The 13,390-nt window shown below is 44.8% G+C and carries 14 protein-coding genes and 1 pseudogene; 5 read left to right on the top strand and 10 right to left on the bottom strand.

Annotated features, from left to right (window positions below; translation table 11 throughout):
- The first annotated feature begins 111 nt into the window (after positions 1-111).
- Positions 112-1,116 carry a LacI family DNA-binding transcriptional regulator gene (locus tag FKV70_RS21350; RefSeq protein ID WP_142614270.1) on the top strand — a complete coding sequence of 335 codons (1,005 nt, stop codon included), beginning with the start codon at positions 112-114 and terminating at the stop codon, positions 1,114-1,116.
- A 92-nt stretch (positions 1,117-1,208) separates the two neighbouring features.
- Here FKV70_RS21350 and FKV70_RS21345 read toward each other — a convergent pair whose 3' ends face one another.
- The 6 genes from FKV70_RS21345 to FKV70_RS21320 all read right to left on the bottom strand — a co-directional run bounded on the left by FKV70_RS21345 (position 1,209) and on the right by FKV70_RS21320 (position 5,975).
- Positions 1,209-1,886, bottom strand: a complete 678-nt coding sequence (locus tag FKV70_RS21345; RefSeq protein WP_142614268.1) for a hypothetical protein — start codon at positions 1,884-1,886, stop codon at positions 1,209-1,211.
- A gap of 88 nt (positions 1,887-1,974) precedes the next feature.
- Entirely contained in the window at positions 1,975-3,192 is a 1,218-nt protein-coding gene (locus FKV70_RS21340) for a stalk domain-containing protein (protein WP_142614265.1), read from the bottom strand.
- A gap of 362 nt (positions 3,193-3,554) precedes the next feature.
- Entirely contained in the window at positions 3,555-4,049 is a 495-nt protein-coding gene (locus tag FKV70_RS21335; protein ID WP_142614264.1) for a CcdC protein domain-containing protein, read from the bottom strand.
- A gap of 38 nt (positions 4,050-4,087) precedes the next feature.
- On the bottom strand, positions 4,088-4,855 hold the full coding sequence (locus tag FKV70_RS21330; RefSeq protein ID WP_142614262.1) for an ABC transporter permease subunit: 768 nt from the start codon (positions 4,853-4,855) through the stop codon (positions 4,088-4,090).
- Positions 4,852-5,565 (bottom strand): ABC transporter ATP-binding protein, encoded by a 714-nt coding sequence (locus FKV70_RS21325; RefSeq protein WP_142614260.1) that lies wholly within the window; start codon positions 5,563-5,565, stop codon positions 4,852-4,854. Before FKV70_RS21325 ends, FKV70_RS21330 begins: the two co-directional genes overlap by 4 nt.
- A complete protein-coding gene (locus tag FKV70_RS21320) occupies positions 5,562-5,975 on the bottom strand; it encodes a GntR family transcriptional regulator (RefSeq protein ID WP_142614258.1) in 414 nt (137 codons plus the stop codon). Before FKV70_RS21320 ends, FKV70_RS21325 begins: the two co-directional genes overlap by 4 nt.
- A 211-nt stretch (positions 5,976-6,186) precedes the next feature.
- On the opposite strand from FKV70_RS21320, the gene FKV70_RS21315 reads away from it, so the two are divergent.
- Together FKV70_RS21315 and FKV70_RS21310 are read left to right on the top strand one after the other, a co-directional pair.
- Complete coding sequence (locus tag FKV70_RS21315; protein ID WP_142614256.1) at positions 6,187-6,765, top strand: hypothetical protein; 579 nt, start codon at positions 6,187-6,189, stop codon at positions 6,763-6,765.
- 260 nt (positions 6,766-7,025) lie between these two features.
- Positions 7,026-7,571 carry a GNAT family N-acetyltransferase gene (locus tag FKV70_RS21310; protein ID WP_063206892.1) on the top strand — a complete coding sequence of 182 codons (546 nt, stop codon included), beginning with the start codon at positions 7,026-7,028 and terminating at the stop codon, positions 7,569-7,571.
- A 49-nt stretch (positions 7,572-7,620) separates the two neighbouring features.
- Here the strand turns inward: FKV70_RS21310 and FKV70_RS21305 are convergent, their stop codons facing one another.
- Complete coding sequence (locus FKV70_RS21305) at positions 7,621-7,953, bottom strand: hypothetical protein (protein ID WP_063206889.1); 333 nt, start codon at positions 7,951-7,953, stop codon at positions 7,621-7,623.
- Positions 7,954-8,135: 182 nt separating this feature from the next.
- Here FKV70_RS21305 and FKV70_RS21300 point away from each other — a divergent pair.
- Positions 8,136-8,960 (top strand): annotated as a pseudogene (locus tag FKV70_RS21300) (alpha/beta fold hydrolase).
- Positions 8,961-9,042: 82 nt separating this feature from the next.
- Here FKV70_RS21300 and FKV70_RS21295 read toward each other — a convergent pair.
- The 3 genes from FKV70_RS21295 to abnB form a co-directional block, all read right to left on the bottom strand.
- Entirely contained in the window at positions 9,043-9,258 is a 216-nt protein-coding gene (locus FKV70_RS21295) for a cold-shock protein (RefSeq protein ID WP_063206886.1), read from the bottom strand.
- Positions 9,259-9,389: 131 nt separating this feature from the next.
- Positions 9,390-9,590, bottom strand: a complete 201-nt coding sequence (locus FKV70_RS21290; RefSeq protein ID WP_007428290.1) for a cold-shock protein — start codon at positions 9,588-9,590, stop codon at positions 9,390-9,392.
- A 381-nt stretch (positions 9,591-9,971) separates the two neighbouring features.
- On the bottom strand, positions 9,972-12,407 hold the full coding sequence (gene abnB / locus FKV70_RS21285; protein ID WP_142614254.1) for an arabinan endo-1,5-alpha-L-arabinosidase AbnB: 2,436 nt from the start codon (positions 12,405-12,407) through the stop codon (positions 9,972-9,974).
- Positions 12,408-12,838: 431 nt separating this feature from the next.
- Here abnB and FKV70_RS21280 point away from each other — a divergent pair, with 431 nt between their 5' ends.
- The gene (locus FKV70_RS21280) at positions 12,839-13,180 is read left to right on the top strand and encodes a DUF805 domain-containing protein (protein WP_142614252.1); all 342 of its coding nucleotides are present in this window, start codon (positions 12,839-12,841) and stop codon (positions 13,178-13,180) included.
- Positions 13,181-13,390 lie beyond the last annotated feature (210 nt).

Genomic DNA, 13,390 nt, shown 5'->3' with positions numbered 1-13,390 from the left:
ACGGGATCGCCCTTTGCTGCTTGCATGTAGAACTACGACATTTGGAATAGATATGTGGTTAATAATGCATATACAATAGCACATATAAGACGGACACAAGGAGGTGACGCTGTGGTCAGCATTAAAGATATCGCCAAACAGGCGGGCGTTTCCATATCTACCGTTTCATACGCTTTGAACGGTAGCGATAAGGTAACAGAGGAGACTTGCGCACGTATTTTGGCCATTGCCAAAGAGCTTAATTATGTACCAAATGCCGCCGCACGCAATCTCAAGAAAAGGCAAACCAAAATTATTGGCGTTTTCCTCACAGATTTTCGCGGAGACGTTTATGGAGATTTACTGTACGGCATCAAGGAAATTTTAAACCGCAAGGGCTATGACCTCATTGTATGCAGCGGCAAGCAATCTCATCGAATGCTGCCAGAACGCATGATTGATGGAGCCATCGTACTGGATCAGACGTTTGATAGTCAGGAGCTGCTGAACTACGCCGAGCGCGGACATAAAATTGTCGTATTAGACCGCGAATTGAATCACCCCAACATTAACCAGGTGTTGCTGGATAACAAAGCAGGTGCCGCGCTCGCAGTAGAGCATCTCTTGGAATTGGGACACCGCAAGCTATATGTTGTGACCGGACCGGAAGGCTCTTATGATTCATGGCAGCGGATGCAGGCGGTCAAGCAGACCATTGAGCGCAGCGGTGTCGCCGAGATGGTCGAAATTGGCGGCAATTTTGAGAAATCCGGCGGTGAGCAGGCGGCCGAGATCATTTTACAGCATCAGGCTGACCCGGATTCGGAGCCTGTAGCCGTATTTTGTCTCAATGATGAAATGGCCGTAGGTTTTTACAATCGAATGGCCCAGTCAGAGCTTACCATTGGCAAGGATGTTCATATCGTCGGCTTTGATAATATCGAGCTGGCGCAATATATTCAGCCCCGGCTGACCACGATAGACTATTCCAAACGCAAATGGGGCGCTGTAGCCGCCGAACAGGTTCTCAAAATCATTGCCGGGGAAGACGTGGAGCATGAACGGTTGTACGTTACGCTTGTCCAAAGAGAATCGGCAGGCGCAGCATCCATCTTCCAAGACCAACAGAATCCCTGATGAACAGCACAGAGGTACCCCACCCACCAACTCCAAAAAAAGAACTTCCACTGTCCCAAAAATGGGTTGGAAGTTCTTTTGGCTGTACTTATTTAACCTAACAAAACCTCAATTAAATTCACCAACGACCTTAAAGGATTTCCAATCGTTCGCCCTGTCTCCAGCTCCACCTGTAACGCAGCGTCGACCATGGATAACTGTGCTACAGCTAGCCCTCTGCCTGGATCAGCTTTCCTCAGTTCATGCAATGAACGAACGAGCAATTCCTCATACTCATCTTTGCGTCCCTGCATAATCAGTTCAAAGGCGTTCTCCACCACCTTGACCTCTATCAAAGAAGAGAGGTTCGGCTTGCCTAACAGACTGGCCATATGATAAAGACGCTTCATCGTCCCCTCTACGGTAGCTGGATTCGTGAAGACCAAGGTGCGTGGCAGCAAATCATCGCATATCTCATGAAAAAAGGGCTCATCCAGTGCGACTATTGGTGTAGACATGGTCCCTTGAACCTTCTCCGCCAAAGCGATATAATTCGTGCACGTTATCAAAATAACGTCTAGATCGCTTTGCGACATCCATCTCAGTTGCTCCTCTACCTTGCGACTGGCATCATCTGCAGAAAAATGCGGGTCCGACGAAACCCGGCGCATAAGTCCCGGTTCCACAAAATGTACCAGCTCCACCTCATAAGAAGCAAAAGCTCGTTCCATATAAGCTATATTCGAGTGATGCGCATGCAAGCAGCCCACGCGTTGCTTCAGGTCTTCCACCGTCCAACCCCCTGATGTGTTTGCACCATTTTAACAGGAAGCGGACGGTCTGGACAGTGCCAATCAGATCACACTATAAGCGCATTTTCTAAAATTTACCGTTCGTATTTTTCCACTCTGTTTTAGCTGGAATCTCCTGAACTACATCCCAATGCTCGGCTATTTTGCCGTTCTCCACACGGAACAAGTCATAAACAGCGGCTGAGGTTCCTTTAGGAGATTTCAATTCACTTACTACCAGCACGAAGTTGCCTTCTCCAAGAACCATATGCACCTGATCATATCCAAAAGACGCTCCCTGACCCGCTGCGGTTAATGCCTGCTTCAGACTGGATACACCGTCACTAAAAAGAGGATTATGCTGAGTATACTGATCCCCATTATAATAGCTTTCCAAAGCTGCACGATTTTTGCCAACCAGCACGTCATCCACAAACTTGCGGATCAGCGTTTTGTTCGTCTCCGTTTGATTAAGATCTGTGATTTGTGTTGTTCCGTCAATCATAGTGTGTCCGCTTGGATTGTTTGGAGCCGAGTCCTGCATGTTGTCCCAATGCTCAACAATTTTACCATTGCTATCGAAGCGGAAAATATCAAAAACAATGCTCGTTTTCCCTGCAATAGACTTTTTATAATGTACAGCTACATGATTGCCGTCCTGAATAACCCGCTGAATTTCAACCAGCACGTTGGCTCCCTTCGATTGGCTAATCGCTTGCAACAAGGCATCTTTCCCGCTAGCAAAGCTCGGATTATGCTGAATATACTGATCTTTGCTGATCCAAGCCTCGGCTGCTTTTGTATCACCCGTTTCAAAGCTCTTAAGGATCTCTACAACCTTATCCTTATTGCTTACCCCGATTTGCAGGGTTTGGCTCGCCGGGTCCCACATCACTTGCTTGCCCCACGCTTCTTTGACGACATCGACTGGCACATAGGTTACCCCTTGCTTGGTCAAGATGGGAGAGGTGGACAGTGGTACCTTAATCCCGTTAATCTGCGCTTCCGGATTGCCTGACACCAGAACAACGGTGGCCTGGTCATATCGAATGGTGGTACTTTGACGAGCTGTATTGAACGTAACATGCTTGGCGTCCAGCGGAATTCCTAAACTGGATGCCAACTGTCTCAAAGGAATTAAAACCTGCTTATTTCTCACAATAGGTGCTATGTTGTAAGCCTCCTTCTTGCCGTCTACCCAAACTTGAATACCCGTAGCAGGTTTTGCGTCGGCTGCTAAAGCCGGTACAGCAGAAGTCAGAACAAGCAAGCCAGCAATCGCAGCAGTAACCGTATGTTTTTTCATGAATGTAAGCCCCTCTCAACCTGTAAAATAGAATGTGGAACATAGTCTCTTTTTATGTAACTAATATAGTTGCAGTTAACTACGAAAGTATGAACTCTTCCCCACCTACCTAACTTTAAACCCCATTTCAATCATTTGAAACCTAATAACCCTTCTTTCCTTCTTTGAATTTTTATACTTATAACCGTTGCCACGCAAGCACAAACCTTCGAATAAAGGATATGGAAAGCCATAACAATGTATGATCATCTTCACCGTTTTATTTAAATAGCATGTACTTATAAAGTTAGTCCCGCCAAAAAAGCGGCTCCTATCGCCAAGCGAATGAAACGCTTTGGGAATAGTAAGCCGCTGTAACCTCATTAATATTGGGATACAGATAACGTCCTCCGAAACTTGATGAAGCTCCCAATCCGCCAGATCGAGATATACACCAGCGCCATCGTAATGGCCAGCATGCTAATTTCGCTTGTACCCAAACTACTGAGATACTGGGTCAAAACGACGCGAATCAAAATAATGGCGATAATAATGTATTTGAAATATTGGTTCGGCTTGGGATAAATAAGACCGTCATCCCGTTTTTCATACGCCGTATGCAGCAAAATGACATAGCCAAACAGAACCCCTAGCAGCCCGGCGACCAGCAGCTCCCAAAAGGCGGGAAGCGCATGCGTCTGACCAGGAATATGCATCAATTGATATAGGGATACCATCATAAGCGGGAAAGCGATAAACAGGGGGAGCAAAATCCGGAATCCGTTACCTTTTACCGGACCCCTTCGTCTTTTGGTTCTCAACCAGATCATCAGCCCCACCAGAACCGCCATCAAGGCATATATGAATATTGTCGTCATGGTGAAATTCCTTTCTGTTATATAATCACTTATCTAAACTAAAGCGACAGCTTTTTCTCCAGTAAATAAGCATTCAGTCGAACTAAGACATATGCAACCATCCAACTGATCAACACTGCGACCGGGAAATGCCAAGTAAAGGGAAACCAATGTCCGTTTTGGACACGATCAAACTGCTCATAAATCCGCAGATCGCCTGACCAATAGAAAATACTCCCTCCGCCCATCAAAAGAATCCACAGGATCGGGCTAAGCGGCCGCAAAGTGCTGTATTTAGTGCTGGCCGTTAGCAGACCCACCGCAATAACCAACGGAGTAAAGCCGATAATCATCACAAACCAGTTCAAGCCGGCTAGCATAAAAGACGCTGTATCCGCAAACGTATAAGCCTGTATGGTCGATGAGATAAACAGCGCGTATAGAGAACCTACCACAAACAGGATCAATATCACGACAATGGTTTGTAAAATAGCAGCAATCCATTTGGCGCTGATCAACCACATACGCGGATAAGGAAGGGTCAGCCACCAGCCGTAGGTATCATTTTCCCATTCTCTTCTGAGTGTTCCTACACCCATAAAAACGATCATGTACGGCAGGCCCAGGGTGACATACCACAGCCTTGTCAATTCGAGTTGGTTGTGAAGCGCAAAATACAAGGAAATCGTGAACGCCGCAATTAGAAAAAATGAGAAATATACAAGCCTCCACGATCTGGGCAGTCGATTGCTACTTTGCTTTCTCCAGCTTCCTTTATTTCGAAATTCATGGCGTATCAAATCTTTGAACAGCCCGGATGAGTTCACGCCTTCCACTCCTTTTTATACAAATTGCGGAACACCTGATTCAGCGAGCCATGCTCTGCACGCAGATCATCTGAATCACCGGACCATATCACTCGCCCGCGGTCCATCATAACTGTGTAATCAAACAAGCCTTCCACTTCCTGAATATCATGTGTGCTAATGAGTATAGATTGTTGCCGGTCCTCCAAATAATCAATGATCCCTGCTATGATCGCTTCTCTAGAGAGAACATCAATACCTACAAAAGGTTCATCCAGGATCATAAGCGGTACTTCTCGTGCCAGACACAGAATCAGCAGCACACGTGCCTCCTGTCCGCGGCTCAATCCAGCCATCTTCAGCCCCAATTCCACGTCCATATGTTCAGCTAGTTTATAGGCATCCTTTATATTGAAGCCAGGCAAAAAGGATTTCCCCCATTCCAGCGTCTGCTGAACTGTATGATTGGGATACCAGCGCGCCCGGTCAGGAAGATAGGATATGCCCCGGTTGGTTTCCCAGCCAGGCTGTTGGCCCAGTACTTGGAGCTCGCCTCCGTCCAGCTGAATTAACCCCGTAATGGCTCGGAAGAAACTGGACTTCCCGCAGCCATTGGGCCCTAGCACGCCCACAATACGTCCTGCCGGAATGACGACATCCAGTTGGTCCAATGCTTTTTTACTGCCATATTGCTTTGTTAGCTGCTTTGCAGTTACCACAGACTCTGTCATGCCTTTTCGCCTCCTTCCTCGTGATCTTCGTCCTGTCGGCTTTCTATATAATGCTGTATATCTTCCCAGGATAATCCCAGGCTGCTCATCTGTCCGAGAAACTGGTCTATATACGTCATAGCCAATTGTTCGCGAAAGCTAGCAATCCGTTCACTGGACGAAGTTACATAAGTGCCCAAGCCGCGTCGCTTCTCAGTCAATCCGTCCCGTTCCAGTTCCTGATATGCCCGCATCACAGTATTCGGATTCATACGCAATTCCTGCGCCAGATCACGTACAGATGGCATTTTGCTTCCCATTTCGATCTCTCCTTTAGCAATGGAGCTTCTTACTTGATTTAGTATTTGTTCATATAATGGCTGGCTAAAGTCAATTAAAAATCGGAACGAGCCAACCCGTTGTTCTTCCATGGGTATTTCCCCCTAATCGGCTGTTTCTATCGTGCCTGTAGTGTATTATATCACTTAATACACATAATACAAGTGCAATTCGTTAAAATGCTAGTCTTGCCAGCCAAATTTCATTCAGTAAATGCTCAGCTTGCGCTCAGATAGCATTCAAGTTAATCCCTTATGATGTACCACGTACCAAACAAACCAAAATGAAAGGTGGAAAATGAAGATGAAAAGCACCAGGAAGGCAATTTGGGCTGGAACGATGGCGTTGGCATTTTTAGGAGGCGGAGCGCTATACTCCACAGGCGCAGCCCATGCTGCTTCAACTACACCTGAGAAGGCTCCCGTAGCAAACAAAGCACAGGCACCTAAGGGTAACCCCGGCGATGCTAATGGTCCACAAATGGCAGGAGGAAATTATGCTGAGAATAAAGCTCTCCTGAAGCTATTGAAATTGTCCTCCAGTCAGTTGAATACACAGTTGAAAGCTGGTAAGTCTCTTGCTACGATCGCCAAAGCACAAGGTGTGAGTGTAAACTCCGTGATTGATGTGATGGTTTCGGATATGAAATCGAAGCTAGTTACGGAAAAACAAAACGGCAAGATTACCGCAAGCGAATATAACCAACGTGTTTCCAACCTGGAGCAAATGATTACCGATATGGTGAATGGCGTTAAGCCTTCCAAGCCACCAGTAGACGGAGAGAAAGCAGATCCAGATAAAGCTCCTGCTAATGCTAAAGCAGATACGACCAAGGCTCCTGCCAAAACCAATGCCACGAAAACCTCTGCTAAGCAGAAATAGCTACAGCTTCTGTGTCTTCCAAAAGCTGTAGCCTGATAAGTCACACTCATAAGAACCATTTGTTCATCTGTACAGCCACTCCATCATAATAAATCTCCATCCGGCTTCCCTGTACTGATCGAGAAAGCAATAAGCCCGTCCTCTGCTCCGACACACAGCAGAGGACAGGCTTATTTTTCATGCTCTTTATACAACATGTGGTAAACTGGCATAGCCAGAGGATACATTTTTCATCCTGATTCAGGTAAAAGGAGTATGTAATGAAAATAAATAAACAGGAATTTGATGTACAAGAAATGCGCTATACCATCAGATCGGCTATGGTTCAAGATGCAATGAATTTGTCTGAACTCCGCTTACGGATTGATGGAGAGACTGAAAATTTAGACAGAGAGAAGGGGGAAGCATTCATAAGTACAGCCGGTTTTGAACAGCTTATTCAAGCCGATACAGAGAATGACAAAAATCTATTTTTAGTTGCGGTCGTTCATGATAAGGTCGTTGCATTCTCAAGATGCGAAGGCCATGTGCTGCGCAGATTTGCTCATAAAGTCGAATTCGGTGTTTGTGTACAAAAGGACTATTGGGGTTATGGGATCGGGACGAACCTTTTGAAAGAATCTATTTCCTGGGCAGACTCCAACGGCATCCGCAAAATGACACTACAAGTTTTAGAAACCAACAATAAAGCTATTGCGCTTTATAAAAAGCATGGATTCGAAATCGAAGGGGTGTTAAAAAACGACAAGATTCTTTCAGATGGTCAATACTACAACACCATACTCATGGGAAGAATTCATAACTAAAAAAGATCCTGTCCACAGGATCTTTCATCATCTCAGCGCGGTATTTGCCCTAGTAGCGATAATCATCGTAGGGATTGCGATTGCGATACTGATCCCGCGGCTGTTGGGCTGCGGTAATCATCAAAAATATGCCTGAAATCAAGTGCATTAACCAGCCCACAAATGGAATCCACCCAATAACTGAGGTTACAATCCCTAAAACAGATCCATAATACGCCTCTTTATTAGTCACCGATAGCACCAACGTTACAATGTGAAAAATCAACATAAAGAACAATACAGTATACGCAGAATTTACGACGAGCAGCCCGCCCAAAATGGGAATAGCAAAAAATAGCTCCAATCCGCCTGTAATCCATTTTAATGTTTTTGATGGTGTCATTGTTCCACTCTCCCAATGCTGTTTCATTCCATAAGTATATCCTATCCCTATGCAGGAGGACATACATATTTTACCAATTATATGCTTCCATAGCGACGATTCAAATCTTTCGAATGAGCTAAGCCCTGGCTACATATATGTGAGAGAGAACGAATTTCGTAATTTTTAAAGGGAGGAGCATTATGGGATATTATATTGAAGTGGAACGTGGCGTTAAGCTGTATGTAGAAGATATAGGAGCAGGCATCCCTATTCTGATGGTGCACGGTTAGCCGCTGGAGCATCGAATGTACGAATACCAGGTTGCCCTGTTGCCCGCTTACGGATACCGCTGTATTCAGGTTGATCTCCGAGGATTCGGGAAGTCTGATCGACCCTGGCATGGGTACAATTATGATCGATTGGCAGACGATCTCCTGGCTGTGATAAAGACCCTTCAATTATGCCATGTACGGCTGATTGGGTTTTCCATGGGAGGAGCTATTGTCACGCGCTACATGAGCAGACACCGGGGATGGGGTGTTGATCAGCTGATTTTGATCGGAGCCGCAACGCCTCGATTCACCCCAACCAGCGACTTTCCCTATGGCACTCCTGTTGCTGAGGTAGATCAACTCATCAAACAAGCCTATACAGATCGCCCCCAACTGGTAACATCCTTTGGCGAAATATTGTTTGCCAATCCTGTCAGCCAGAGTTTACGTGACTGGCTGCGTGATCAGGGCTTTGCGGCTTCGGTCCATAGTATGGCTTGTACTTTGTACTCACTGCGTGACTCCGATTTACGATCTGATTTGCCATGTATACACGTACCTACGTGGATTCTACACGGTAAGCTAGATCGGGTCTACCCTTTCCCCTTAGCGATCCAAACTCAACAAGGAATTGCCGGTTCCAGGCTCATTCCTTTCGAACGAAGTGGTCACGGTATATTCTATGAGGCGCTACCTGAATTTAATTCTACCTTACTGAGCATACTATCCCCATCCTCTATACAACACAATTGAAAACCTATTCATATAAAAACAAAAAAGACGCCTCAGCGCCGTTAGGGCTATGGGGCATCTTTCACTACAAACATGAATCCGCTTAGGATTGTTTGGTATGATTAAAGCTAGTATTATTTAAAACAGCCAGTTTTTTCTCGCCCTTCACCATGGCAGAACCGCAAATGGGGCATGTCGGCTCGACAGAAAAAGCGAAGTTATCCCGCATCCAGCCGTTGCATGTATCACTGGCGCAATTCCAGACAGTTGTCATTTCCTCAGGAATTTCATCCATTGGCTTTTTCCGTGAATTGTACATAAACATCCCTCTTTCTTCATGATTTATAAAGCGATAAGATGTAATCAGTTCAAAAACGGTCTTGTGAACAGATAAAAACAAATGCCCCAAACGCTATGTTCGGGGCATCTGAAGTAGGCTGTAATTTAAAATTACAGTTTTACAACGTTCTCAGCTTGTGGTCCACGGTTTCCTTCAACTACGTTGAATTCTACGCGTTGGCCTTCGTCCAAAGATTTGAAACCTTCGCCTTGGATTGCGGAGAAGTGTACGAATACATCGCTTCCACCTTCAACTTCGATGAAACCGAAACCTTTTTCTGCGTTAAACCATTTAACTGTACCTGTTTGCATGGTATTACCTCCAAAATATATTTATATGACCTTTATTTTTTACAAATAAAAATTCACATATTGCACAAGGTTATTTCAACCTAAAACAATAACCCTCTACAATATGTGAATCTCAGGTCACAATTTCAATATACTCATATTACCATAAGTGTATTGAAAACGCAAGCACTGGTGAATTTAATTTATGTAGAGTGCTTATGTCATCATTGCTGCTTCAAACTGTTTTCATTAGAGAAGAGCGAGTCATTAACTCCTACTTAAAACATTATATCCGCAATTACTTCTTATTATACCAGTAATCAAAAAATAAATATACAAAAATTGCGCAGGAGATGAACTTGTGGTGAAGAGCCCATCCCCTGCCTTTAATGCTCATTTTAATTACAAATCCGCCAGTGCTTTAATTTCCTCTGCTGTCAGCGCTTTGTTATATAACTGTACCTCATCCAGGCTGCCGTTAAAGTAAGCATCAGCGACAAAGCGACTTTTACCGAGATAAGCCTCGCTCGTCAGCAGCTCATTTGGGTTAAAAGTGATACTGTCATTTACGGCTACTTCTTCACCATTTACATACAGTTTCCCTGTGTTCCCCTCTAGTGTAACTGCTACATGCGTCCACTGGTTTAGAGGCAATGATGATTTGGCAAGCAAACTTTGATCCGTACCTTCATGGATTGTAAACTGGAGCACACCACTTCCTTGGGAAGGGGTGAGGAACATATGGCGAGCCTGACCGTTGCCAAAGTCAAAAATCCGCTGCCAAGCTGCTCCGCCCTTCCAGTTCACCCAAGCGGAAAATGTAAAGTCCTTTGCATCTGTTACCATATTGGGGAGCTGCACGTAGCCATCCTTGCCATTCAGGACAAGAGCACCACCAAGCTTCCCGTCTTTGTCCCATGTGGCACCCCCATAGGCCTTACCATCGAATTGATTGTATGTGCTGTCGACAACCGAAGTTCCTTGATTCTCACTCCACGAATAGCGTGCGAGCTCAGGACCCTGAGCCTGCTCGGGAACAATGGCTGTAAAGCTTTTCTTTGCTGTAGCTTTGTCCTTTTTAATAGTCGCTGTCAATGTAACTGCTGCAGGCTGGGCACCGACTTCTGGACGGTATACTTCACCTGTGACCGAAATAATTTCTGGACGGGAGGATTCCCACGAAATAGTAGTATCTTGGGCAGCCTGAGTAGGCAGCGTGAGATTATACAAGACGTTGCTCGTGTCGCCGAGACTCAGGTCCTTCTGCACCGCAGTTACAATCTTGCTGGCCTTCAGGTCAGGCTTTAGCGATCCCCATACCGCAATACCCCTGGAGGACAGTGCGGTAAAAGCAAGCGTTTTGGCTCCTGTGTCTGGATCACGGTGCCGCAGGAATACCCCTTTGTACTTCGTACCATCTGCTATAATCTCTAGCTGATTCTCTGCCCCCAGCTTCCATGTGCCGTTCACATCACCAGACAATTTGCCACCGCGATCCAGACTAACAGTCACGGCTTGCTTAATATTGGCCGATATTTCCTTCCCGTGATTTACATACGCATATTGACCGATGACATCTTTCTCTGACAGTTTTTTCAGCGAATCCTCATCTCCTGAATAGCGATAAGGAGCAACTACAGGCCAACCGTCAGCGTTCATGAACATTTCGTGTACCCGCACTTCAAACTGCTCGCCTCTCCCCGGAAAACGGGAGTGAAAAATGACAAAATGCTTTTTCGTCTTGGGATCATAATAAGCCGAGTTGTGTCCGGGAGATACATAGCCTGTACCCAGCCCTGTTCCCGGATCACCAATTTCTCTTGGAATCAAGTAATTACCTATTAATTTGACACCATATGGCTCAATGGAAGCGTCGTCAAAGAGAGGTTTGTTAGGATCCGCCTTGACCTTGATCATGTCGTTGCCCTCAGCATCGTAGAACGGACCATTCGGTGTTTTGGACCGAGCCACACGCAAGTTGTATCCGCCATCCGCTGACAATCCGCCATAGGACAGGAACAGGTAATAATAGTCGGTTTGTGGACTGTATTGTATGTATGGCCCCTCCATACGAGCATGGTTACCGCCTGTCAGCTTTTTCCCATAGCCCTGCCCAGGTAGAGGCTTCCCTGTTTTTTCATCCATCTGCATAATAAAAATGCCTCCAGAGTAGGAGCCGTATACCATCCACAGCTTGCCATTTTTATCATAGAAAGTGTCAGGGTCTACGGCATTGGGATGCTTGGTCGCGTCATAGATCGTCCCATCTTCACTCGGTTGACCCCACATGCCGGATTTTAGAAAAATTCCTTTATTCTTATAAGGTCCTTCAATTTTATCAGCAACCGCTAGACCCATAGCTGAACGCGGGGAGTCACCTTTGCAAGCATTGTAGTACATATAGAACTTGCCATCCGCCAGTTGAATGACATCTGCTGCCCACAGCGTATCTGTCTGCGCCCAATCCAGCGCTTCCTTTAATTCCTCTTTGACGTTGGGAATCAATGCATTACCATTCGCCACGCCTGTCGCAATCGTATCCCAATTCATGAGGTCCTTGGACTTGGCAGCCGCCAGATGTGAGCCAAAAATGTAAAATGTGTCTTTCACTTTGAGGATAGACGGATCATGTACAGAAGTCTCCTTAAAAGAAACGGCCTTTTTACTTTGAATTGAAAGGTTCCCCGGATCTTGAGCTTGAAGGGAAGTCTGCCCCACACTCTGAATTTCAGCTGTATCTAAATCGAGTGTTGGCTCGGCGCCTGCCAAAGAGGCAGGCAACAACAGCGCACCTGCCAGAGAAGCAGCCGTTACTTTACGAACAAATAGATGCTTCATAATTCAATCTCCTCTCGTATTGAACATTCCTGATAACATAAAACAACATGAAATAAGGCGGTCAGGATTATGTTTGAATTCACTTCTTCACCCTTAAAATTTAATGCTGATCATCCTCCTTTTTAAATTAAAGCGCTTTTAATTGATTGAAAAAATAAAACCTTCTTCTGTTAAGAAGGCCGATTTAAACCTGACGGTTAATCGTATCTCTATATTATTCAATGAGTATGGAAAATTCAATATTAAATTTTATATTTTTATGAATTATTTATTTAATTGTTAATCTTAATAAATGTATTGCTTTAATTCCTAGTTTAAAGTTATAATTTTACAAGTTAAATTCTATATGTTACCTGCCGATATATCTAAAAAGAACTGTTTTATGATGAATATAATACAAATGTTTACATTTTAAGAGGAGGTGAAAATATATGCAATGGTATTTAAAAGTGCTGCAAAACTATGTAGGATTCCAAGGTAGAGCAAGACGTACAGAATACTGGATGTTTGTTCTATTTAATGCGATAGCTGGCCTGGTATTATACTTGTTGGATTTCCTTTTGGGACTTCCTTTCGTATTATCACTTATCTATGGCTTGGCTGTTTTATTACCGTCTCTGGCAGTTCTTTTCCGCAGACTACACGACACGGGCAAAACCGGGTGGTGGATTCTGATCGCTTTGGTTCCTTTTGGGAGCATTGTTCTGCTTGTATTCACATGTCTAGACAGTCAGCCTGGCGACAACAAGTATGGGAAAAATCCTAAATTGTAATGGATGTAGTTGTCTAAAACCTCTTTCACTTTTGTGAAGGAGGTTTTTTTCATATCCTCCTTTTTGTCATCTGTGAATTATTTTTGGCGTAACCTGTTTATAATCCTCTCTTTTAGTTTATTTTAAACGAGTATTAAGCTGGCGCTAAGATTGGGCGTGTATGATGTAATTAAGAATCTGGTCACTACATAAGCCGGATGTGCTAAAGGC

Origin of the sequence: Paenibacillus ottowii (assembly GCF_006874425.1) — a bacterium.
Lineage (GTDB): Bacteria > Bacillota > Bacilli > Paenibacillales > Paenibacillaceae > Paenibacillus > Paenibacillus ottowii.
Note: the sequence above shows the minus strand (reverse complement) of the source record. Positions and strands in the feature narration are given on the sequence as shown.

Bases quoted from the DNA above. Each gene is read 5' to 3' on its own strand.
- FKV70_RS21290 (WP_007428290.1), bottom strand. From the start codon at position 9,590: ATGCAAACAGGTACAGTTAAATGGTTTAACGCAGAAAAAGGTTTCGGT.
- FKV70_RS21310 (WP_063206892.1), top strand. From the start codon at position 7,026: ATGAAAATAAATAAACAGGAATTTGATGTACAAGAAATGCGCTATACC.
- FKV70_RS21320 (WP_142614258.1), bottom strand. From the start codon at position 5,975: ATGGAAGAACAACGGGTTGGCTCGTTCCGATTTTTAATTGACTTTAGC.
- FKV70_RS21295 (WP_063206886.1), bottom strand. From the start codon at position 9,258: ATGTACAATTCACGGAAAAAGCCAATGGATGAAATTCCTGAGGAAATG.
- FKV70_RS21280 (WP_142614252.1), top strand. From the start codon at position 12,839: ATGCAATGGTATTTAAAAGTGCTGCAAAACTATGTAGGATTCCAAGGT.
- FKV70_RS21305 (WP_063206889.1), bottom strand. From the start codon at position 7,953: ATGACACCATCAAAAACATTAAAATGGATTACAGGCGGATTGGAGCTA.
- FKV70_RS21325 (WP_142614260.1), bottom strand. From the start codon at position 5,565: ATGACAGAGTCTGTGGTAACTGCAAAGCAGCTAACAAAGCAATATGGC.
- abnB (WP_142614254.1), bottom strand. From the start codon at position 12,407: ATGAAGCATCTATTTGTTCGTAAAGTAACGGCTGCTTCTCTGGCAGGT.
- FKV70_RS21335 (WP_142614264.1), bottom strand. From the start codon at position 4,049: ATGACGACAATATTCATATATGCCTTGATGGCGGTTCTGGTGGGGCTG.
- FKV70_RS21340 (WP_142614265.1), bottom strand. From the start codon at position 3,192: ATGAAAAAACATACGGTTACTGCTGCGATTGCTGGCTTGCTTGTTCTG.
- FKV70_RS21315 (WP_142614256.1), top strand. From the start codon at position 6,187: ATGAAAAGCACCAGGAAGGCAATTTGGGCTGGAACGATGGCGTTGGCA.